Raw genomic sequence first — 21,262 nt, 5'->3', positions numbered from 1 at the left:
CCCCGCCGGATCGCCCGGTACGCCCATCCGTACGCCGTACGTCCTTTCGTAGAACCGAGCACCCCATGAGCGAGTCCGCCGCCCAGCCCGTACTGCCCGCCCTGCCGGTCACCTTCCGGCCGACCCGCACCCGGGTGGTCCTGCTGGGCGTCGGGCTCGTCATGTTCGTCACCATCTCGGTGATCGGCATGATCCTGCCGGACCTCGGCGGCGGCGAACGGCTCAGCTTCGTCATCACCGCCGCCCTGTTCGCCTCCGTCCTGGTCCTGCTCAGCCGCCCCAAGGTGGTCGCGGACGACAGCGGCGTCACGGTCGTCAACCTCACCACCACCCGACGGCTGGAATGGGCGCAGATCCTGCGCGTCAACCTCCGGCCCGGCGACCCGTGGGTGTTCCTCGACCTCAGCGACGGCACCAGCCTGCCCGCCCTCGGGATCCAGCCCGGAGTGGCCAAGGAGCAGGCGATCGGCGACGCGCGGGCGCTGCGCGCGCTGGCCGAGAACCACGGCAGCGGCCCGCTCGGCGGCTGAGTGCCATTGCGGCCGGGATCTCAATGACTACCCTGGTGGCGGGGCGCACGCACGCGCCCTCCCACCGGCCCCGGGACAACGCGGCCCGTGGGTACCTGCGACTTGAGGAGTGACTCCCTCCAGCAATGGACGGATCGTCCGGTAGTACCCGCGCCGCCCTCCCCCCGGAGGCGGCGGCATGACCACCCCGCTACTCCTGCTCGTGGCGGCATTCGCCCTGATCCTCGCCAACGGTTTCTTCGTGGCGGCCGAATTCGGCCTCGTCACGGTGGAGAGACCCGAGGCCGAACGCGCCGCCGCCGACGGCGACAAACGCGCCCGTACGGTCGTCAAGGCCCTGCGGGAGCTGTCGTTCCAGCTCTCCGGAACCCAGCTCGGCATCACCCTCACCTCCCTCGTGGTCGGCATGCTCGCCGAACCCGCCCTCGCCGGGCTGTTCACCGGGCCGCTCACCGCGACCGGACTGCCCCGCGGGGCGGTCACCGGGATCGCCGTCCTCACCGGCATGCTGCTCGCCTCCGCCGTCCAGATGGTCGTCGGCGAGCTGGTCCCCAAGAACTGGGCGGTCTCCCGGCCGCTCCAGGTGGCCCGCATCGTGGCCGGTCCCCAGGACGTCTTCTCCCGCGCCTTCCGGCCGGTCATCGCCGGCCTCAACGCCGTCGCCAACCGGCTCGTCCGGGCGCTGGGCGTGGAACCCGCCGACGAGATGGCCTCCGCCCGCACCCCGGGCGAACTGGTCTCCCTGGTCCGTCATTCGGCCCAGGCGGGCGCCCTGGAACAGGACACCGCCGACCTCTTCGTACGGACCCTCTCGCTCGGCGACCTGACCGCCCAGCACGTCATGACCCCCCGGGTGAAGGTCAGTGCCCTCCAGCACACCGCCACCGCGGCCGACGTGCTCAACCTGACCCGGGCCACCGGCCTGTCCCGCTTCCCGGTCTACCGCGAGCGCATCGACGAGATCACCGGCGTGGTCCACCTCAAGGACGCCCTCGCCGTGCCCGAGTCCGAGCGCGCCCGCACCACCGTGGGCCGGATCTGCGTCGCCCCGCTGCTGGTGCCCGGCTCCCTGCCGGTGCAGCCGCTGCTGGAGCGGCTGCGCAGCGAACAGCCGATGGCCGTCGTCGTCGACGAATACGGCGGCACCGCCGGCGTCGTCACCCTGGAGGACATCGTGGAGGAACTCGTCGGCGAGGTCCGCGACGAGCACGACCTCGCCGAGGACGACACCCCGGAGCTGGCCGCCGTGCCCGCCGAGGACGGCCGTCCCTCCTGGGAGGCGGACGGCAGCTGCCGGGTCCACACCCTGCGCCGGATAGGCCTCGAAGTGCCCGAAGGGCCCTACGAGACCGTCGCCGGGCTCGTCGCCGACCTGCTCGGCCGGATCCCCGCTCCCGGGGACCGGGCCGAACTGCCCGGCTGGAAGCTCTCCGTCCGCCAGGTCGGCCGCTACCGCGCCGAACGGGTCCGCCTCGTCCGTACGGCCGAGGGCGCCACGGACGACAGCGCCACCGGCGCCGACGGACGGCGCGAGATGGCGGTCCTGCGGTGATCGCGCTCCAACTGCTCTTCGCCCTGCTCCTCGTCCTGGCCAACGGCTTCTTCGTCGGCGCCGAGTTCGCGCTCGTCTCCGTCCGCCGCAGCCAGATCGAGCCCCTCGCGGCCTCCTCCAAGCGGGCCCGCCAGGTGCTGCACGGGCTGGAGAACCTGCCCCGGATGATGGCCGCGGCCCAGTTCGGCATCACCGTCTGCTCCCTCACCCTGGGAGCGGTCGCCGAACCCACCGTGGCCCGGCTGCTGGAGCCGCTCTTCGAGGCCGCGCGGGTGCCGCACGGCCTGGTCCACCCCCTCGGGTACGCCTTCGCGCTGGCCGCGGTGGTCTTCCTGCACCTGGTCATCGGCGAGATGGTCCCCAAGAACCTCGCCATGGCCGCCCCCGAGAAGACCGCCCTGTGGTTCAGCCCCGGCCTGGTGGCCTTCGCCCGGCTCTGCGGGCCGGTCACCACGGCGCTCGGCGCCTGCGCGACCCTGGTTCTGCGCCTGTTCAAGGTGGAGCCCAAGGACGAGGTCGAGGCCGTCTACACCAGGGCCCAGCTCGGCCGGCTCGTCGAGGACTCCCGGCAGGCCGGGCTCCTCGCGCCCGGCGAGCACGAGCGCCTGGAGGACGCCCTGGAACTGGGCAGCCGCCCCGTCACCGACGTGCTCCTCGGCCGCGACGGGCTGGTCACCGTCACCCCTTCGGTGACCCCGCGCCAGATCGAGCAGCTGACCGTGCGCACCGGCTACTCGCGCTTCCCGGTCCGCTCCGACACCGGCACCTTCATGGGCTACGTCCACGTCAAGGACGTGCTCGACCTGGAACACCGGGAAGGGGCCGTCCCCCAGCGGGTCTGGAGGCGGATGACCACCCTGTGCTCCACCCTCCCGCTGGACGACGCGCTGAGCGTCATGCGGCGGGACGCCACCCATCTGGCGCAGGTCGCGGACCCTGCCGGGCGCGTGCTCGGTCTGGTCGCGCTGGAGGACGTACTGGAGAAACTGGTCGGCGAGGTACGCGACCCCGCGCACCGGGGGTACGCGCGGAGCCTTTAGCTCTCCAGCCCGTCCGGCGTTTGAGGCGCGGGGTCTGGGGCGGAGCCCCAGCGGGCTCCGCCCGGACCCGGTCCTCAAACGCCGGACGGGCTGAAAGATGCCGCTGCGCGGGAAGGCCCCGCGCAGCGGACTACGGCGGCGGGGGCTCCGGCCGTTCCTGGGGGCCCCGGCCCGAGAGGACCTCCCCGTAGGCCTGCATCAGGTCCGCCAGCCGCAACGTGGCGAGATCGTCCCGCGAGGGCTCACCGGCGAAACCCGTCAGCCGCAGGTCCCGGTAGGCGCAGCTCTTCTCGTACAGGGTGCGCAGGAAGCGGCCGTTGCCCAGCTCGTCGATCCAGCCCTGCTCCACCACGTGCCCGCTGATGCTGCGCAGCTCCTCCAGCGCCTCCTCGTCCCAGCGGTCCCCGTTCGCGTCCGCCAGCACCCCGCCGATCGCGGTCAGTTCCAGCGGGCGGTAGCTCGGGAAGTCCACCCGGGTGGTGAACCGCGAGGACAGCCCCGGATTCGTCGCGAGCAGCCGGTCCATGCCCGCCGGGTAGCCCGCCAGGATCACCACCAGGTGGCCCCGGTTGTCCTCGGCCCGCTTGAGCAGCACCTGGAGCGCCTCGTCGCCGTACGCGTCGCCCTTGCTGTAGCCCGAGTTGGACAGGCTGTAGGCCTCGTCCACGAACAGCACCCCGCCGATCGCCGAATCGATCAGCTCGTTGGCCTTCACGGCGGTCTGCCCGAGGAACTCGCCGACCAGGTCCGCCCGCTGGGCCTCCACCAGGTGGTCGCCGCCGAGCAGCCCGAGGGCGTAGAAGACCCGGCCCAGGATCCGGGCCACGGTCGTCTTGCCCGTACCGGACGGCCCGGAGAAGACGAAGTGCCGTTTCGGCGGCTGCACCGGCAGCCCCTGACCGGCCCGCAGCCGGGCCATGTGCAGCTGCGCCGAGAGCGCCTTGACCTGCCGCTTGACCGGCTCCAGCCCGACCATCCGCTCCAGTTCGTCGAGCGCCTCGGCGAGCAGCGCCGGATCCGCCGGTCCGGCCGGCAGCCCCTGCGGCCCGCCTTGCGCCGGTACGCCGGTCCTGCGCCGTACGCCGTCCGCGCGCCCGGTGGCGTCGGGCCCCGGCCCCACCGGACCGTTCGGCGCGCCCGCACCCGGGGCGAAGCGGGTCTCCGGCGGCTCGGACGGCAGCGGCGGGTCCGGTTCGGCCTGCCCGTCCGCCGCGATGTCCTGCCCGAGCCCGCCGCCCAGTGCCACGGCCGCGAAGTCCCCGCCCGCCGCGGCGAGTCCGTACCCGTCCGGCCCGCTCAGCCCGTCGAGCCCGTCGAGGCCATCGCTCTCCGAGATCGCGGTCAGCCGGGCCGCGGTGTCCATGAAGGCCGGGTCCACCCGGTGCACCGCCCGGTACAGCGGCAGCGCCGCCGCGCTGCGCCCGGTGCCCTCGTGCGCCCGGGCCAGCCAGTAGCGCAGCTCCTTGCGCTGTGGCTGCTCGCTGCGGCAGCGCATCAGCGCGGCCGACAGCATCGGCTCCGCCTGCCCGTACATCTCCAGCCGGACCCGGGCCATCCCGCCGAACAGGCCCGCCTCGATGCCGAGCAGCGGATCGTCCACGAGCGGCTCGGTGTGGCGCACCAACTGGTCCCAGTCCTTGACCAGATAGGACCGGCAGGCGTGCAGGAAGCGCACCTGAGGGTCGGTGTCGACCGGCGGCAGCGCGGCCAGCGCCCGGTCCAGTTCGGGCACGTGGCGGCCGTCCAGCCAGTGCGAGGCGTGCGCGAGCAGCAGATCGCGCTTGCTCTCCAGCACGGGCTGGACCCACCAGCCAAGCCAGTACCAGGAGTTGAGCGTCCGCCGGTGCCGTGCGCGCTGCTCCCCGAAGCGGTCCCGGTGGGCGTACATGCGCAATAAGGCGTTGGTGGTGTCCACCCGCAGCGCGTGCAGCCCCAGCCAGGCGTCGGCCATCGAGGGATCGAGCAGCACGGCCGCCCGGAACTCCTCCTCGGCCTGCGGATAGGCGCCCATCGTGCAGGCGTCCACTCCGCGCAGCCAGGCGAGTTCGGCCGGGGCGTAGGCGCTGCCCGGCATGCCGAAGTCCATCACATCCCCCACAAGCCTGCCCCCGTGGTGCGCGGCAACCCCCGTGTCGTGCACGCGAGTTGCCCCATGCGCCGATGAAATCAGGGTGGCATCGTACCTGCGGTCCCGGGCCATACCCAGGGTGCGGTGGACACGTGTCGGTGGTGCGCCCCGGGCGCGAGTGCTGACGGAAAGTGAAGGTTTGCGAGGGGGTCGGCGGCCTGGAGGGCCACCAGGGAGGGGCCCGGGGGCAGAACGAAGCCCCCGGTCACGGGGGAACAACCGGGGGCTTCGCGTCTGCGGCGGCCCTGAAAAACCGCTCATTCAGAACGTAAGGCCGCTGCGGGGGCCAGGTCAAGCGGCCCGGGACGGCGCCCGGGACGGCGAACGGACGGCCCCGTCGGGCTCGGGTCAGGACCGGGGGAGTTCGTCACTCCGGGTGACGAAACCGGCTCGCTGGGCGGTCGCACCCGTCCCGGAAGACCACTCGTATCCCGTACCGCTCTGGCGCACCACAGTGTCCGCGAAGGGGCGCGAAGGGTCGTCCGCGAAGTGCGCGCGCTCCGCGCGCTCCCACCCGTCCCAGAAGAGCGACAGTTCGCGCCCGTCCCGGTCCCGCCCGCGCCCCCACGACTGCTCCCGGGGCATTTCCATCCACACCAGGCGCGCCAGGTACGGCCGCAGCGCCCGGCGGCCCGCGCCGACACCCTCGACGAGCAGCACCGGAGCCGGTTCCAGCACCCGCTCGGGCCCGAAGCGGCGCGCCACCCAGTCGTACGGCGCCCAGTGCGCCGCCCGCCCGGCCGCGAGGGGGCCGAGGACCTGGGCGCGCAGCCGCTCCGTCCAGCCGAACAGCTCCTCGTGCGTGGCCACGTCGTCGAGGTGCAGGACCGGGGCGCCGCCCAGGGCCTCGGCCAGCCGCCCGGCGAAGGTGCTCTTCCCGGATCCGGCGTGCCCGTCGATGCCGATCACCCGTACGGGCCCCAGTGACGGCGCCAGGGTGACGAGTTCACGGGCGAGCGGGGCCAGGGAGGCGTGCGGGGCGGGGGGCGCGTGCGAGGTGAGCGGGCTGTGCGGGATCTGTGGTTCCACTCCGCCAGCCTAGTGCCGGCCCGCGACACGGCCCCGGCACCCTGGCCCCGGCCGCCCGCGAACTGGGAGGCTGAGCCGTCCGGCCGGGCCGCCGCGCGCGACCTCGGCAGACCGTGCGCCACCGCCGCCGACCCGCCCGCTCACCCGTACGTACGCCCGCCCGCACCACTGGGGGTTCCGCCCATGACCGCATTCACCCCGCGCCGGGCCGTCCTCGCGGCGGCCCTCGCCGCCGCCACGGCCGCCACCGTCTCCGCCACCCCGTCCGCGGCCGCGCCCGCCCCGAAGGGCGCCGGGGGAGCCCCGGCCCCGGGCAAGACGGTGGACAACCGGTTCTGGTACTCGTACGGCCACTGGCAGGCCGGGACGCACCAGGGGACCGCCGCGGCCGCGGGCCCGCTCCCCGGGCTGGGCATCGCCACCCCCGCCGGGCGCACCGAGTACGCCGACCCGCACACCGGGAAGAAGAGCACCTGGGAGTACGCGACCTGGACCTCCCCGGTGCACCGCAGCGCCGTACCCGCCACCGAGGCCATCGCCTCCTGGAACGCCCTCACCCCCGCCGGGACCTGGATCCAGACCGAGCTGCGCGCCACCTACACCAGCGGGGTCACCGGCCCCTGGTACGTGATGGGCCGCTGGGCCTCCGGCGACGGCGACATCCGGCGCACCTCGGTGGACGGCCAGACCGACGGCACCTCCACCGTCTGGACCGACACCCTCGCCCTCGACGGCTCCGCGAGCGCGAGCGGCCTGCGGATCGCCGCGTGGCAGCTGCGCCTGACCCTGCACCGCCGCCCCGGCGCCCCGCTCGGGCCGGTGGTCCGGCTGGCGGGCGCGATGGCCTCGGGCGTCCCCGACCGCTTCACGGTGCCCGCCTCGGTGCCCGGCGCGGGTGGCGGCACGGGCCGCGAGCTGCGCGTTCCGCGCTATTCGCAGGAGATCCACGCGGGCCAGTACCCCGAGTACGACAACGGCGGCGAGGCCTGGTGCAGCCCCACCTCCTCGCAGATGATCATCGAGTACTGGGGTCGCGGGCCCAGCCCCGCCGCCCTGGCCTGGGTCAGGAAGGAGTACGCCGACCCGCAGGTCTGCCACGCGGCCCGCGCCACCTACGACGCCGCCTACAAGGGCTGCGGCAACTGGCCGTTCAACGCCGCCTACGCCGCCTCCTACCCCGGCCTGGCGGCCGTGGTGACCCGGCTCGGCTCCCTCACCGATGTGGAGACCCTGACCGGGGCGGGCATCCCGGTCATCACCTCACAGTCCTTCCTCAAGGGGGAACTCGACGGGGCGGGCTACGGCACGGCGGGCCACCTGATGACGGCGATCGGCTTCACCCGCGAGGGGGACGTCGTCGCCAACGACCCCAACTCGCCCACGAATCCGGCCGTGCGCCGGGTCTACAAGCGCCGCCAGTGGGAGAACATCTGGCTGCGCACCAAGCGCTACAACGCCTCCGGCAAGGTCGTCTCGGGCAGCGGCGGGATCTGCTACCTCTACGCGCCGTCCGCCCCGAGCGCGGCGCAACTGCGGGCGCTGCGCGCGGTCGGAGTGCTCTGAGGACCGTGCCCTCCATGCGTTTCCGGCGCACGGAAGCGGGCACATACTGGGTTAAAGGGTACATAAAGGCTCCCGTAGGAGGCGGCCCGCCATGACCACCCACCCGAACATCGAACTGCACCCCGACCTGGCCGAGATGCGCACCCGCTTCGAGCGGGTCACCACCACCCCGCTCGCACAGGCCGTGGAAGCCCTCGCGCTCGTCACCGGCCTGTACATCGCCGCCTCGCCCTGGATCGCGGGGTTCAGCGGACTCTCCTCGCTGGCGATCACGAACCTGATCGCGGGCCTGGCGTACTGCCTGTGCATGGGCGGCCTCGGCTCCGCCTACGAACGCACGCACGCGATGGCCTGGACGGCCGTCGCCATCTCCGCCTGGACGATCGTCGCCCCCTGGGTGATCTCCGGCGACGTCTCCACCACGCGGACCGTGGTCAGCAACGTCATCGCGGGCGGCGTCGGCCTGGTGCTGGCCCTCGCCATGGCGGGCATGGCCGGCCGGGAGCGCACGACGCGCGCGGGCTGACCGCCCGTACGCCCCGAGGACCCCGGGTCCCGGCCGCACGGGCGGCCGGGACCCGGTGGCGTGCCCGGCCGGACAGGGGCTGTGACCGGCGCCACCAGTGACCATCGTCTCTACCGCGAAGGCGCGGAACGCTGTCACATTGGACGGTATGACCGCACACACCGCCGCTCTGACCGCCCGTGCCCGCGACCTCGTCCGCACCGGTGGCCCCAAGGACGATTCCGCCTGGCTGGAGCACGTGCTCGGCTGGACCCTGGTGGTCGTCCTCGCGATGCTCGTCACCCAGATCGGCTGGCTCTGACCGTCCCCCCGGAGGGCTGATCGCCGTCCGGCTCCGGCTCCACCCGCCAGTGCCGGTGCGGGACGCCCACCAGGCCGTAGAGCCCGCGCACCGGTGACCACCGCGGCAGCAGCACCACCCCGGCGAGCCCCGCGAAGAGGACGCCTCCCGGGGCCCAGCCCAGCAGCCGTACGAGGACGCTCGCGCCCAGCGCCCCGGCGAGCGGCAGCCCGTACACCCCGGCCCCCGCGATCATCACGGCCAGCGGCCGGGACACCCTGAGGTCCGCCGCCGCCCCTGGCAGCCGCCAGCCCTCCACCAGCCAGCCGATCTGGATCAGCAGCATCACCCCGAGCACCGCCGCGCCCAGGACCACCAGGGCCAGGAAGGTCCCGGAGGTGGCGAAGCGCAGGCAGTGGTTGACGAACGCCCGGCCGCCCGCGCCGCCCGCGCCGTCTGTCCCGCCCGCGGACCAGTCGGCGTAGCTCCCCGCGCCGGTGCTCAGCACCCGCCGGTAGCCCGTGCCGTCCCACCCGTGGATCAGGGTGAAGAACATCAGGAAGTACCCGGCGACGGCCTGCAGGTACCCCCAGTACCCGGCCCCCACCAGCACGAACAGCCGGGCCGCCAGGAATCCGAGCAGGGCGCCGACCACCACCGAGCCGGTCTGGAAGAGGGCGAACCCGGCCCACACCCCGCGGTGGTCGTGCGCCACCTGCATCGTCGCCCAGGCCGGGTTCTGCCACAGCAGGTAGGCCCCGCTCGGCGCGAGCAGCAGCGCCGCGTACAGCACGGTCAGCGCCAGGTAGGGCTGCGCCGCGCGGCTGCGCGTACGGACCCCCTCGCCCCGCACCGACCGCTCCCACCACTGGAGCTGGCGCCCGGCGGCGACCGCGAAGGTCGCGCCGATCCCGTAGGCCCACAGCGGCGCGGCCTGGACGGGGATCACGTCGCCTCCAGCCGGAGCCCGTCGGTGACGATCAGGTCGGAGGTGACCAGGGCCTGTTCGGCGCTGACGTTCGTCATGAAGACGAAGGGCGGGATGACGGGCGGCGCGGGCAGTCCGTCGGGGGAGAAGGTGACGCACAGCAGTCCCTCGATGCAGCCGCTGAACCTGGTGAGGTACAAGGTCACGTCACCGCTCAGGTCGAGGGTCCGGGCGGCGAGCCCGTACTCGTCGCGGCCGTCCCGGGTGCGCAGCCGGTAGTCGGTCAGCGTGGCCGCCCGCATCTTCAGCACCAGCACCCGCAGCGGCCCGTCCACCGTGGGCACCTGGGTGACCCCGGCGAGGGTGAAGCCCTGCGGGGCGAAGAGCGAGGTGGTGACCGTCGGGGGAACGCGCGGGGCCATCGGCGGACCGCCGCCCGCCGCCGCCCGGGCCGGGGGCGCGCCGCCCGCCAGCGCGGCGAGCAGCACCACCGGCAGCGCGGCGGCCAGCGTGCGCGGCCCGCTGCCGTCCAGGCTGGGTCGGTAGGGACTCTCCTCGCCGCGCTCCGGATCCGGCAGCGGGGTCCAGCCGAAGGCGAGGGCGCTGCCCGTGACGCCGAGCAGCATGCCGAGCAGGAAGCCGCCCAGGTTGGTCGCGACGAAGGACAGCACCGAGAGCAGCAGGGCGTGGATGCTGACGTACGTACGGGCCTGCGGCAGGAACCACAGGAAGAGGCCCGCGGCGATCAGGGCGAGCCCGATGCCGATCGCCGCGATCCCGCCGAGGCCCAGGCTGACCAGGATGGTCAGCGGGGAGAGCGGGACCAGCAGCAGCTCGGCCCCGCCCAGCACCAGCAGCAGCCCGCCCCAGAACGGCCGGGTCCGGCGCCAGGCCCGCAGCCGGGCCCGGCGCGCGGGCCAGGGCAGCCGCCGCTCCAGCCATCCCGTGGGCGGGCCGTCCCCCGCGGCGCGGCGGCCTAGAAGCACTGCTTGCCGTCCAGGGCCACGTCCAGCTTGAGCCCCCTGAGCCGGAAATCGCCGCCGGTCGCCGACCAGGCGTGCGAGCGCACGCCCGCGACCTCGATGTCCCCGGCCTGCAGGCCGAACTTCCCGGCGTCGCCCTTGACCCCCTCCACCTGGTCCAGGGTCGAGGCGTCGCGGCCGATCTGGGCGGTGCCGAAGCGGGCGTCACCGGTCAGGTCCTCGCCGTCGATGACCAGGTTGGTCGCGGTGACGTTCCCGGCGGGTCCGCCCGCGGTCAGTTTGAAGACCACCTTGCCGACCGGGGTGTCGACCACCGCGGACTGGCAGATGTCGGAGAGCGTCGCCTGCCCGATGCCGAGCAGGGCGACGGGGTGCCCCTTGCCGTCGACGGAGCGGTCCGTCTGCACGTAGGAGGCCAGGCCCTTGCTGCTGAGGTTGGAGGAGGAGACCTGGAAGCTCGTGCCGGAGACGGCGAAGGAGGCGGCGAGCGCGCCCTGGGCCATCACCATCGCCATCGCGCCGACCGCGACGAACGCGGGCAGTGCGGCGACGGCCGTCCTCTTCCAGTTGACCCGGCCCTCGGCCGGATTTCGGTCTGCGGTGCTCTTGGCGGCTGTGCTCATGGCGGTGGGGCTCATGGCGGTGGGGCCTCCCGTACGTCGTCCGGTGCGCAGGGGAAGTGCGAAGGAGCGGGGCCAGACAGGTCTGCCATACTGCGGGCATCCTGTGGCAGTTCGAGGCTAGGGCTGAATTTGAATAATAGTCAACAGCGCGGCAAGACCGAGCGATCGCAGGTCCGCCGGGCCGAACTCATGGCGACCGGCCGGAAGTTGTTCGCCGACACCTCGTACGACGCCTTGTCGATGGACGACATCGCCAAGCAGGCCGGGGTCGCCAAAGGGCTGATCTACTACTACTTCACGAGCAAGCGCGGCTACTACCTCGCCATCGTCGAGGACTCCGTCAACGAACTCGTCGCCCGGGCCGGCGGGGACACCGACCTGCCCTCCGCCGAGCGGGTCCGCCGCACCATCGACGGCTACCTCCACTACGCCGAGCAGCACCACGCCGCCTACCGCACCATCGTCACCGGCGGCGTCGGCTCCGACGCCGAGGTCCTCGCCATCCGCGACGCGGTCCGCGCGGAGCTGGTCGCCACCATCGCCGAGGGCGCCTGGGGGCACCGCGCCGTGCCCCCGCTCGCCCGGCTCGCCCTCGTCGGCTGGCTCTCCGGGGTCGAGGGCACCACCCTCGACTGGATCGGCACCGAGGGCGAACCGGACCGGCCCGACCGCCCCGCACTCGGCGCCCTGCTGGTGCGGCAGTTGCGCGCGACGCTGACCGTGATCGAGGAGTTCGTCCCGCAGTGCCCGGCCCCGCCGCAGGCGGAAGAGCTCGCCGGATCCGGCCCTGACCTGGGCAGCGATCAAGTGCACCCGTGACGGAACGCCCCCGATCGGGCATACTCAAGCCGCCGCAGCCGCTGGTCAGGCCCTTCTGTGATCCGGGAAGGCCCCATCGGCTGTAAGAGCACCGAGACCCGGCGGCGCGTCCCACCCCCTGTAGCGCGCCGCCGCCGTGCCCGATGAGGGAGGAGAGCGCCGCCATGACCGACCGCGCCCCGCAGCCGGTGGACCGTCAGCTGCCCACCGAGGAGTCCCGCGACCTGATCGCGCTCGTGCGCGAGATCGCGCAGCGGGAGATCCGCCCCCGGGCCGCCGAGGAGGAGGACTCCGGCCGGTTCCCCCGCGAGGTGTTCACCCTCCTCTCCGAGGCCGGGCTGCTGGGCCTCCCGTACGCGGGCGAGTTCGGCGGCGGCGAGCAGCCGTACGAGGTCTACCTCCAGGTACTGGAGGAACTGGCCGCGGCCCGGCTGACCGTCGGCCTCGGCGTCAGCGTGCACTCGCTGGCCTGCCACGGCCTGGCCGGGTACGGCACCAAGGAACAGCAGGGCGAGCACCTGCCCGCGATGCTCGGCGGCGGGCTCCTCGGCGCCTACTGCCTCTCCGAACCGGCCGCCGGTTCGGACGCCGCCTCGCTGTCCACCAAGGCCGTCCGCGACGGCGACGACTGGATACTGACCGGCACCAAGGCGTGGATCACCCACGGCGGGATCGCCGACTTCTACACGGTCCTCGCACGCACCGGCGCGCCCGGCCCCAAGGGCATCACCGCCTTCCTGGTCCCCGGAGACGCGCCGGGCCTGACGGCCGCCGTCCCCGAGAAGAAGATGGGCATGAAGGGCTCGCCCACCGCCCAGCTGCACTTCGACGGGGTACGGGTCTCCGACGCCCGCCGCCTCGGCGAGGAGGGCCAGGGCTTCAGCATCGCCCTGGCCGCCCTGGACGCGGGCCGCCTCGGCATCGCCGCCTGCGCGATCGGCGTGGCCCAGGCAGCGCTGGACGAGGCCCTGGCGTACGCCCTGGACCGCAAGCAGTTCGGGCACCCCATCGCGGACTTCCAGGGGCTGCGCTTCATGCTGGCCGACATGGCCACCCAGATCGAGGCGGGCCGCTCCCTGTACCTGGCGGCGGCCCGGCTGCGCGACGCGGGCAAGCCGTTCTCCCGCCAGGCGGCCATGGCGAAGCTCTTCTGCACCGACGCGGCCATGGCCGTCACCACCGACGCCGTCCAGGTCCTCGGCGGCTACGGCTACACCGCCGACTTCCCGGTCGAGCGCCTGATGCGCGAGGCGAAGGTGCTGCAGATCGTCGAGGGCACCAACCAGATCCAGCGGATGGTCATCGCCCGCCACCTCGCGGGGCCCGAGTCCCGCTGAGCGGGCGGCGTCCTGGCCGCCGGACCGTACCCGCGGGCAATATCCGGGTGCGGTCCGCGCGGCCGCTCTGATAGCCATCGGGTCATGGACGACCTTGTGACCGATGACCTTGTGCCCGTGCCCGGTGCGCCCGCGGCCGGTGAGCCCGCCGCCGGCGACCTCGTGACGGAGCGGCTCGTGCTCCATCCCTTCAGTCCCGCCGAGGCCGAGCGGATACTCGCCGGGGAGCGGGACGCCGCGGTGCCGTGGGCGCCGGGATACCCCTCCGAAGGCGACCTGGGCGTCCTGCGCCGGTTCCTGCGGACCTGCGCGGAGGCCGGGGACCCCCGGCCCTTCGGCCCGTACGAGATCCGGCTGCGCGGCGACGGCTCCGGGGCGGGCGGCGCGGCCGTGGGCGGGGTGGGCTTCCACGGGGTCCCGGACGCGGCCGGTGAGGTGCGGATCGGCTACGGCCTCGCGCCCTGTGCCCGGGGCCGCGGCCTCGCCACCGAGGCGCTGCGCGCCGTGCTCGCCCTGGCGCGCTCCCTGGGAGTCGCGGCCGTGGCGGGCGACGCCGACCTGGACAACACCGCCTCGCGCCGGGTGATGACCGCCGCCGGGATGCGGCCGACCGGGCAGGACGAGCGCCTGGCCCACCACCGGACCGACTGGGACGCGGTGGACCCCGCCGCCCCGGCCGGGCAGCCGCCGCGGGAGTGGGAGATCTCCACGGACCCCGCGCGCCTCGACGCCGCCCGGATCCACCGCTGGCTCTCCGAGGACGCCTACTGGGCGCTCGGCCGCCCGCGCGAAAAGCAGGACCTGGCCATCGCTAACTCCCTCAACTTCGGCGCATACGACCGCACTTCGGGCGACCAGCTGGCGTACGCGCGGGTGCTGACCGACCGGGCCACCTTCGCCTGGCTCTGCGACGTCTACGTCGACCCGGCCGCCCGCGGCGAGGGCCTGGGCACCGCCCTGGTCACGGCCGTCCGCGACCACCTCGCCCCGTACGGGCTGCGCCGCATCCTGCTGGCCACCGAGGACGCCCACGGGGTCTACGAGAAGATCGGGTTCGCCCCGCTGGCGGAGCCCCGGAAGTGGATGGCCCTCGGCGCCCAGTAGGGTCCGCGGCCCCGCCCTACCCGCCGTAGAGCGGTCCGCCGGGCCAGACCGGGGAGGAGGCGATCCGGGACCACTCCGGGTCGCGGCGGCCCGGCAGGGTGCGTCCGTCGTCCGCCCAGCGGGCCAGCATCGCCCGGTAGATGGGCGGGTCCGCGGGGCGATGAACCGATTCTTCGAAACCGGGCGGCGTGGGTCGCCGCCGCCGTCCCGTGGAAGCCTCAAGCGTGTCCATGCCCGGCCAACGCGGCGCGCGCGGACCGGGTAATCGCCCCCGCCGTACGCGTATCCGTTCGAGGTGTCCCCTGCGCGGCCTCGGTCCGGGCGGCCTCACCGCGCCACCCCCGCCGCTGATCTGTCAGCCAATGACACGACTCTGGCCCCGGGCCCGGTATCTGACGTACCGTCATATCCGCCGAGCCGACCCGTGCCCAGGAGGTTTGCCATGCCCGCGGACCGACCCATCCCCCTTGACGAATACCCCATCCACCAGGCCCCGTTGTCCATGAAGCACGTCGCCACCGGCGACCGGAACGCCTACGACCGGTGCATCTTCCACGTCTTCGACCACGCGGGCCGGGCCGTCCTCATCCTCGGCCTCGGCGTCTACCCCAACACCGGGGTCATCGACGCCTACGCCACCCTGCGCCTCGGCGACGAACTCCTCGCCGTCCGCGCCTCCGACGCCCTCACCGACGACCGGATGAACCTGTCCGTCGGCCCGCTGCGGATCACCGTGGACGTACCGCTGTCCACCCTGCGCCTGCACTGCGACGCCGACCCCGACGACCCGGACGGGCTCTCCTACGACATCACCTGGACCGCGGCCTTCCCCGCCGTCTGGGAGCCGCACCACGTCCAGCGGCGCGGCGACCGGCTGATGCTCGAAGGCCGCCGCTTCGTCCAGGCGGGCACGGTCACCGGCACCCTCCGCGCCAAGGGCGAGGAGATCCGCCTCACCGAAGGCGAGTGGACGGGCACCCGGGACCGCAGCTGGGGGGTGCGGCCGATCCCCGGCGAAGAGGGCGGCCGCGCGGCCGAGGAGCACCGCACCGAGGGCTTCCACTGGCTCTGGGTCCCGGTCCGCTTCGAGGACCGCTTCCTCATGGTCATCGTCCAGGAGGACGCCGACGGCCACCGCGCCCTGAACGAAGCCGTCCAGGTCTTCCCCGACGCCGCCGGGCGCGGCGACGTACAACTCGGCTGGCCCCAGGCCGACATCCGCTACCGGCCCGGCAGCAGGCACCCCGAGAGCGCGGTCGTCCACCTCACCGATCCGGCGCGCAAACCGCTCGAACTGGGCGTGGAGATCCTGAACTCCTCGCCGCTCGCCGTCGGCGCCGGATACCCGCCCGCCGCCGACTGGCAGCACGGCACCTGGCAGGGCCGTGGCTGGACCGACCGCCGGACCTACGACCTCTCCGACCCCGCCGCCCACCCGATGGCGGCCTACGGGGTCACCGACCACTCCGCCCGTTTCACCCTGGAGGGGCGGACCGGTTTCGGCATCTTCGAACACGGCAGCTTCGGCCGGCACGACCCGAGCGGCTTCACGGACTACGGCTCCGTGGCGCCGTAGCGCCGTAGCGCCGTAGGAACAGGACAGACAGGACAGGCAGGACAGGCAGGACACGAAAGGGGTGGCCATGGCCACGGCACCACGTCCCCGCACCTCCACCCGGGAACCCGGGGAGCTGGGCCGCCGCCTCGCGGCCTGGCTCGGTACCCGCCTCCCCGGAGCGGAGGTCACCAACATCTCCGTCCCCGGCTCCAACGGCATGTCCAGCGAGACCCTGCTCTTCGACATCGAGCACCCCGACACCCCGGTACGGGCCTGCGCGCTGCGCCTGGCCGCGGACCCGGCGGCCTACACCGTCTTCCCCGCCTACGACATGCCCCGCCAGCACCGGGTGATGAGCCTGGTCGCCGAGCACACCGACCTGCCCGTCCCGCGCGTGCAGTGGCTGGAGACGGACCCCGGGCCGCTCGGCGCGCCGTTCTTCGTGATGGCCCGGGCCGAGGGCCGGGTGCCGCCCGACGTCATGCCGTACACCTACGAGGGCAACTGGCTGCACGCGGCGAGCGACGCCGAACGCGCCGGGCTCCAGGAGGCGAGCATCTCGCTGCTCGCCCGGCTGCACGACCAGTTTCCCGCGAAGGAGGCCGAGTTCCTGCTCCCGGAGGGCGTCGGCAGCCCGCTGCGGCGGCACGTCGACGCCCAGCGCGCCTACTACGAGTGGGTGGTGGCCGGACTGGCCCGGTCACCGCTGCTGGAGCGGGCCTTCGACCGGCTGGAGGACATCTGGCCCGCCGACGAGGGGCCCGCCGTCCTCAACTGGGGCGACGCCCGGATCGGGAACGTCATCTACGACGGCTTCCGGCCGGCCGCGGTCCTGGACTGGGAGATGGCGGCGTACGCCCCGCGAGAGGTGGACCTCGGGTGGACCGTCTACCTCCACCGGTTCTTCCAGGACCTCACCGTCGGCTTCGGTCAGGCCGGGCTGCCGGACTTCCTGCGCCGGGACGACCTGGAGCGCCGCTACGCGGAACTGACCGGGCACACCCCGCGCGACATGGACTTCCACACCCTCTACGCGGCCCTGCGGCACGGGATCGTGATGCTGCGGATCGCCTACCGCCAGGCCCACTTCGGCGAGGTGGAGATACCCGCCGACCCGGACGGCCTGATCCTGCACCACGCCAGCATCGCCGCCATGGTGCAGGGAACCTACTGGAACCGGGACTGACCCGGAACGGCGTCGGGCTCAGGCCGCCTGGACGTGCTGGACGGGGCGCGAGCCCGGACCGCCGACGTGCGAGAAGGGCTGCGTCCGCCAGTCGAGGCCCTGGGGGAGCGTCAGGACCGTGAACTGCTCGGCCTCCCGCTCCGCGACGGCGGCCTCGGCGGCCTCCCGCGCGTCCGTGGCGGGCCGCCCGGTGCCCGCGCACACGGTCAGGCCGAACGGGTTCCACGGGCTCAGGCAGAGCCCGTGCTCCGGCAGGAACTCCTCGTCCGCGACCAGCGCGATCGACTGGCTGCAGTCGGGGCAGACGGCGTGGTGGATGTCGAAGGCCTCGGCGCTCGCGTCGAAGTCGGCGAAGTCGGCGAAATCGGCGTCCTGGTCGAAGTCGCCGTACTCGCCGCCCTGCGGTTCGGGCCGTTCGTGTGGCGCAGGTGCGGTGCGGCCCGCGCGCTTGGTGTTCTGCATGGATGTACTCCCCCTTGGGTGGGCCGGGCGACACGTTCGGCCACGGCCACAGCAAGCACTTCCCGTCGCGCGGCACGAGTAACCACAACCACACCGCGTACGCCTGCATACCCCTGTGGCCTTGGTCACATGCCCGCCGCAGGTGCCACTTGTCCGTGGACACCACTGGGCCTGGAGCGCCCTGGGGCAATAGGTTGGGCGGCTATGAGCGCAATGGAGGAGCTGGACCGTCAGATCGTGGATCTGCTCGTGCGGGACGGGCGGATGAGCTACACCGACCTGGGCAAGGCCACGGGACTGTCCACGTCCGCGGTGCACCAGCGGGTACGCCGTCTGGAGCAGCGCGGGGTGATCCGCGGCTACGCGGCCGTGGTCGACCCCGAGGCCGTCGGGCTGCCCCTGACCGCATTCATCTCGGCGAAGCCGTTCGACCCGAGCGCGCCCGACGACATCGCGGACCGGCTCGCCGGAGTCCCCGAGATCGAGGCGTGCCACAGCGTGGCGGGCGACGAGAACTACATCCTCAAGGTCCGGGTGGCGACCCCGCTGGAGCTGGAGGACCTGCTGGGCCGGGTCCGCGCCCTGGCCCACGTCTCGACCCGCACGACGGTGGTCCTGTCCACCCCGTACGAAGCCAGGCCGCCCAGAGTGTGAACCGCCCCGCCGGGGTGCGGTCCGAGCGGGGCGGCCGGGCATGGCCGAAACTGGGCTCCGCCCAGACCCGGTCCTCAATCGCCGGACGGGCTGAAATTGCCCTGCGGGCAATCCAGCCCCGCCCGCCGGGGCGCGGTCCGGCCGGGCCCCGGTCGGACCGCGCCCCGCGGACCCGCGAGACTGGTCCCATGACCGACCGCGCCGCCGCTTCCGCCGCCGACCTGCCCACCGTCCTGCTCCGCCGGGGTGAGGTGCACAGCCCCGCCGACCCCTTCGCCACCGCGATGGTCGTCGAGCGCGGCCACATCGCCTGGGTGGGCTCCGAAGGCGCCGCCGACGCCTTCGCGCAGGGCGTCGACGAGGTCGTCGACCTGGACGGCGCGCTCGTCACCCCCGCCTTCACCGACGCCCACGTGCACACCACCGCCACCGGCCTCGCCCTCACCGGCCTGGACCTGACCGGCGCCCGCTCGCTGCCGGACGCGCTGGCGCTCGTACGGGCGTACGCCGCGCGGCGGCCCGCCGACCGGGTGCTCCTCGGACACGGCTGGGACGCGGCCCGCTGGCCCGAGCGGCGCGCCCCGCGCCGGGCCGAGCTGGACGAGGCGGCCGGCGGCCGCCCGCTCTACCTCAGCCGGATCGACGTGCACTCGGCCGTGGTCAGCACCGCCCTGCTGGACCTGGTTCCGGGCGTACGGCAGCCCGCGGAGTCCGATGAGCCGCTGACCCGCGAGGACCACCACGTGGTGCGCGCCGCGGCGCTCGCCGCCGTCACCCCCGTCCAGCGCGCGGAGGCCCAGCGGGCCGCCCTCGACCACGCGCTCTCGCTCGGCATCGGGTCCGTCCACGAGTGCGGCGGCCCCGGCATCTCCTCGCCCGAGGACTTCCACGACCTGCTGAACCTCGCGCGCGAGCGGTCCGGCCCGCGGGTCTTCGGCTACTGGGCCGACCGCGACCTCGAACTGGCCCGGGAACTCGGCGCGGTCGGCGCCGCGGGCGACCTCTTCGTCGACGGCGCCCTCGGCTCGCACACCGCCTGCCTGCACACCCCCTACGCCGACGCCGCCCACACGGGCACCGGGTACCTCGACGCGGCCGAGATCGCCGCGCACGTGGCCGCCTGCACCGAGGCGGGCCTCCAGGCCGGCTTCCACGCCATCGGGGACGCCGCCCTCACCGCGGTCGTCGACGGCGTCCGCGCGGCGGCCGAGAAGGTCGGCCTGGCCCGCGTGCGCGCCGCCCGGCACCGGGTCGAGCACGCCGAGATGATGACCCCGGCCACCATCGCCGCCTTCGCCGAACTGGGCCTCACCGCCTCCGTCCAGCCCGCCTTCGACGCCGCGTGGGGCGGCGCGGAGGGGATGTACGCCGACCGGCTGGGCGCCGGGCGCGCCGCCACCCTGAACCCCTTCGCCGCGATGCTCAAGGCGGGCGTCCCGCTCGCCTTCGGCTCGGACGCCCCGGTCACCCCGCTCGACCCCTGGGGCACCGTCCGGGCCGCCGCCTTCCACCGGACCCCGGAGCACCGGATCTCCGTACGGGCCGCCTTCACCGCGCACACCCGGGGCGGCTGGCGCGCCCTGGGCCGCGACGACGCGGGCGTCCTGGTGCCCGGCGCCCCGGCCGACTACGTCCTGTGGCAGACCGACGAGCTGGTGGTCCAGGCCCCCGACGACCGGGTCTCGCGCTGGTCCACCGACCCCCGCTCGGGCACGCCCGGACTGCCCCGGCTGGACCCCGGCGCCGATCTGCCGGTGTGCCTGGCCACCGTGGTCGGCGGCCGGGAGGTATTCGTACGCCCACAGGGGTGATCCGCCCGGCCTCGGTTCGGCAGCGGCGCCCGGACCCGGATAGGTTCGGCCGGGTCCACCACAGGACGACCGTGCCGGACGGATCCGTCTGCTCAGCGCGCCCGCGCCTCGGGGGCGAGGGAAGGTTTCGCCGGACGGGGGTCCCCCCTGCTCCGAAAGGGTCCGGGGGAGGGTGGACCTGATCGGGGCCCGGAGCCCAGTAGACAACGGTCACGGCGGCCCGCAGCCAGTGGGAGCCGGGCCGGCCCGAAGGACCCCGGGCCCCGATTCTCCGCCGCACCCCTCCCGCTGTTCTAAAATCGGTTCGCAGTGACGGGACGGGGAGAAGCGAAAAGGGGAATCAGTGAGTGACGGCGGTGAGCGGCGCCACGGCCCGCTGGGCACGGTGCTGGTGATCATTCCGACCTACAACGAGGCGGAGAACATCGGCCCGATCGTCTCCCGCGTACGCGCGGCGGTTCCCCGGGCGCACGTCCTGGTGGCGGACGACAACAGCCCCGACGGCACCGGGAAGCTCGCCGACGAGCTGGCCGCCGCCGACGACCAGGTGCACGTCCTGCACCGCAAGGGCAAGGAAGGCCTCGGCGCCGCCTACCTGGCGGGCTTCGCCTGGGGCCTGGAGCGCGACTACGGCGTCCTGGTCGAGATGGACGCCGACGGCTCCCACCAGCCCGAGGAACTGCCCCGGCTGCTCACCGCCCTGGGGGGCGCCGATCTGGTGCTGGGCTCGCGCTGGGTGCCCGGCGGCCGGGTGGTCAACTGGCCGCGGCACCGGGTGCTGCTCTCGCGCGGCGGTTCGACCTACTCCCGGCTGATGCTGGACGTGCCGATCCGCGATGTCACCGGCGGCTACCGGGCGTTCCGCCGGGAGACCCTGGAGGGGCTGGGTCTGGAACAGGTCGCCTCGGCCGGGTACTGCTTCCAGGTCGACCTGGCCCGGCGCGCGGTCGGCGCGGGCTTCCGCGTGGTGGAGGTGCCCATCACCTTCGTCGAGCGCGAGTTCGGCGACAGCAAGATGAGCCGCGACATCGTGGTGGAGGCGCTGTGGCGGGTCACCCAGTGGGGTGTCTCGGCCCGCGCCGCGAAGCTGTCGCCCCGGCGGCGCTGACGTCCCTTAGGGGGATGTCCCGTACTTCCGATTGAGGCGGC

20 protein-coding genes and 1 pseudogene are annotated in these 21,262 nt (G+C 73.9%); 15 read left to right on the top strand and 6 right to left on the bottom strand.

The genetic code is table 11. From position 1 onward, the window contains the following. Positions 1-65 precede the first annotated feature (65 nt). The 3 genes from OHS33_RS06260 to OHS33_RS06250 all read left to right on the top strand — a co-directional run bounded on the left by OHS33_RS06260 (position 66) and on the right by OHS33_RS06250 (position 3,122). On the top strand, positions 66-530 hold the full coding sequence (locus OHS33_RS06260) for a PH domain-containing protein (protein ID WP_330329373.1): 465 nt from the start codon (positions 66-68) through the stop codon (positions 528-530). 178 nt (positions 531-708) lie between these two features. Beyond that, positions 709-2,082, top strand: a complete 1,374-nt coding sequence (locus OHS33_RS06255; RefSeq protein WP_330329372.1) for a hemolysin family protein — start codon at positions 709-711, stop codon at positions 2,080-2,082. Then, entirely contained in the window at positions 2,079-3,122 is a 1,044-nt protein-coding gene (locus tag OHS33_RS06250) for a hemolysin family protein (protein ID WP_330329371.1), read from the top strand. Before OHS33_RS06255 ends, OHS33_RS06250 begins: the two co-directional genes overlap by 4 nt. A 130-nt stretch (positions 3,123-3,252) precedes the next feature. Here the strand turns inward: OHS33_RS06250 and OHS33_RS06245 are convergent, their stop codons facing one another. Together OHS33_RS06245 and OHS33_RS06240 are read right to left on the bottom strand one after the other, a co-directional pair. After that, positions 3,253-5,208 (bottom strand): AAA family ATPase, encoded by a 1,956-nt coding sequence (locus OHS33_RS06245; RefSeq protein ID WP_330329370.1) that lies wholly within the window; start codon positions 5,206-5,208, stop codon positions 3,253-3,255. A 390-nt stretch (positions 5,209-5,598) separates the two neighbouring features. After that, complete coding sequence (locus tag OHS33_RS06240; protein ID WP_330334929.1) at positions 5,599-6,216, bottom strand: uridine kinase family protein; 618 nt, start codon at positions 6,214-6,216, stop codon at positions 5,599-5,601. Positions 6,217-6,462: 246 nt separating this feature from the next. On the opposite strand from OHS33_RS06240, the gene OHS33_RS06235 reads away from it, so the two are divergent. From OHS33_RS06235 to OHS33_RS06225, 3 genes are all read left to right on the top strand, one after another. Continuing rightward, positions 6,463-7,842 carry a peptidase C39 family protein gene (locus OHS33_RS06235; RefSeq protein WP_330329369.1) on the top strand — a complete coding sequence of 460 codons (1,380 nt, stop codon included), beginning with the start codon at positions 6,463-6,465 and terminating at the stop codon, positions 7,840-7,842. A gap of 91 nt (positions 7,843-7,933) precedes the next feature. Next, positions 7,934-8,368, top strand: coding sequence for an SPW repeat protein (locus OHS33_RS06230; RefSeq protein WP_330329368.1), 435 nt, complete (start codon positions 7,934-7,936; stop codon positions 8,366-8,368). A 148-nt stretch (positions 8,369-8,516) separates the two neighbouring features. Further along, a complete protein-coding gene (locus tag OHS33_RS06225) occupies positions 8,517-8,669 on the top strand; it encodes an SCO1431 family membrane protein (protein WP_330329367.1) in 153 nt (50 codons plus the stop codon). Here OHS33_RS06225 and OHS33_RS06220 read toward each other — a convergent pair. From OHS33_RS06220 to OHS33_RS06210, 3 genes are read right to left on the bottom strand one after another with little or no spacing between them, the layout of a single operon-like run. Continuing rightward, a complete protein-coding gene (locus OHS33_RS06220) occupies positions 8,647-9,597 on the bottom strand; it encodes a hypothetical protein (protein WP_330329366.1) in 951 nt (316 codons plus the stop codon). The two genes, OHS33_RS06225 and OHS33_RS06220, sit on opposite strands and share 23 nt — an antisense overlap. Then, on the bottom strand, positions 9,594-10,562 hold the full coding sequence (locus OHS33_RS06215) for a DUF6114 domain-containing protein (RefSeq protein WP_330329365.1): 969 nt from the start codon (positions 10,560-10,562) through the stop codon (positions 9,594-9,596). Before OHS33_RS06215 ends, OHS33_RS06220 begins: the two co-directional genes overlap by 4 nt. Continuing rightward, positions 10,553-11,197 (bottom strand): DUF6230 family protein, encoded by a 645-nt coding sequence (locus OHS33_RS06210; protein ID WP_330329364.1) that lies wholly within the window; start codon positions 11,195-11,197, stop codon positions 10,553-10,555. Before OHS33_RS06210 ends, OHS33_RS06215 begins: the two co-directional genes overlap by 10 nt. Positions 11,198-11,311: 114 nt before the next feature. Here OHS33_RS06210 and OHS33_RS06205 point away from each other — a divergent pair, with 114 nt between their 5' ends. From OHS33_RS06205 to OHS33_RS06180, 6 genes and pseudogenes are all read left to right on the top strand, one after another. Next, complete coding sequence (locus OHS33_RS06205; protein ID WP_330329363.1) at positions 11,312-12,001, top strand: TetR/AcrR family transcriptional regulator; 690 nt, start codon at positions 11,312-11,314, stop codon at positions 11,999-12,001. A 164-nt stretch (positions 12,002-12,165) separates the two neighbouring features. Then, a complete protein-coding gene (locus OHS33_RS06200; protein ID WP_330329362.1) occupies positions 12,166-13,338 on the top strand; it encodes an acyl-CoA dehydrogenase family protein in 1,173 nt (390 codons plus the stop codon). An 84-nt stretch (positions 13,339-13,422) separates the two neighbouring features. Next, positions 13,423-13,932: pseudogene (locus OHS33_RS06195) on the top strand (GNAT family N-acetyltransferase); the annotation flags it as partial. A gap of 6 nt (positions 13,933-13,938) precedes the next feature. After that, positions 13,939-14,442 carry a GNAT family N-acetyltransferase gene (locus tag OHS33_RS06190; RefSeq protein ID WP_443065418.1) on the top strand — a complete coding sequence of 168 codons (504 nt, stop codon included), beginning with the start codon at positions 13,939-13,941 and terminating at the stop codon, positions 14,440-14,442. A 442-nt stretch (positions 14,443-14,884) separates the two neighbouring features. Beyond that, entirely contained in the window at positions 14,885-16,018 is a 1,134-nt protein-coding gene (locus OHS33_RS06185) for a hypothetical protein (RefSeq protein WP_330329361.1), read from the top strand. Positions 16,019-16,085: 67 nt separating this feature from the next. After that, complete coding sequence (locus tag OHS33_RS06180; protein ID WP_330329360.1) at positions 16,086-17,186, top strand: phosphotransferase family protein; 1,101 nt, start codon at positions 16,086-16,088, stop codon at positions 17,184-17,186. Positions 17,187-17,204: 18 nt separating this feature from the next. On the opposite strand, the gene OHS33_RS06175 is transcribed toward OHS33_RS06180, so the two are convergent. Next, positions 17,205-17,648, bottom strand: coding sequence for a hypothetical protein (locus OHS33_RS06175; protein ID WP_330329359.1), 444 nt, complete (start codon positions 17,646-17,648; stop codon positions 17,205-17,207). 213 nt (positions 17,649-17,861) lie between these two features. Here OHS33_RS06175 and OHS33_RS06170 point away from each other — a divergent pair, with 213 nt between their 5' ends. The 3 genes from OHS33_RS06170 (at position 17,862) to OHS33_RS06160 (ending at position 21,221) form a co-directional block, all read left to right on the top strand. Next, a complete protein-coding gene (locus tag OHS33_RS06170) occupies positions 17,862-18,302 on the top strand; it encodes an Lrp/AsnC family transcriptional regulator (RefSeq protein WP_330334927.1) in 441 nt (146 codons plus the stop codon). Positions 18,303-18,490: 188 nt separating this feature from the next. Then, the gene (locus tag OHS33_RS06165; RefSeq protein WP_330329358.1) at positions 18,491-20,113 is read left to right on the top strand and encodes an amidohydrolase; all 1,623 of its coding nucleotides are present in this window, start codon (positions 18,491-18,493) and stop codon (positions 20,111-20,113) included. 343 nt (positions 20,114-20,456) lie between these two features. Beyond that, positions 20,457-21,221, top strand: coding sequence for a polyprenol monophosphomannose synthase (locus tag OHS33_RS06160; protein WP_330329357.1), 765 nt, complete (start codon positions 20,457-20,459; stop codon positions 21,219-21,221). The last annotated feature ends 41 nt before the right edge of the window (positions 21,222-21,262 follow it).

This window comes from Streptomyces sp. NBC_00536 (genome assembly GCF_036346295.1).
Taxonomy (GTDB): domain Bacteria; phylum Actinomycetota; class Actinomycetes; order Streptomycetales; family Streptomycetaceae; genus Streptomyces.
This window is presented reverse-complemented; position numbering and strand designations above follow the sequence as displayed.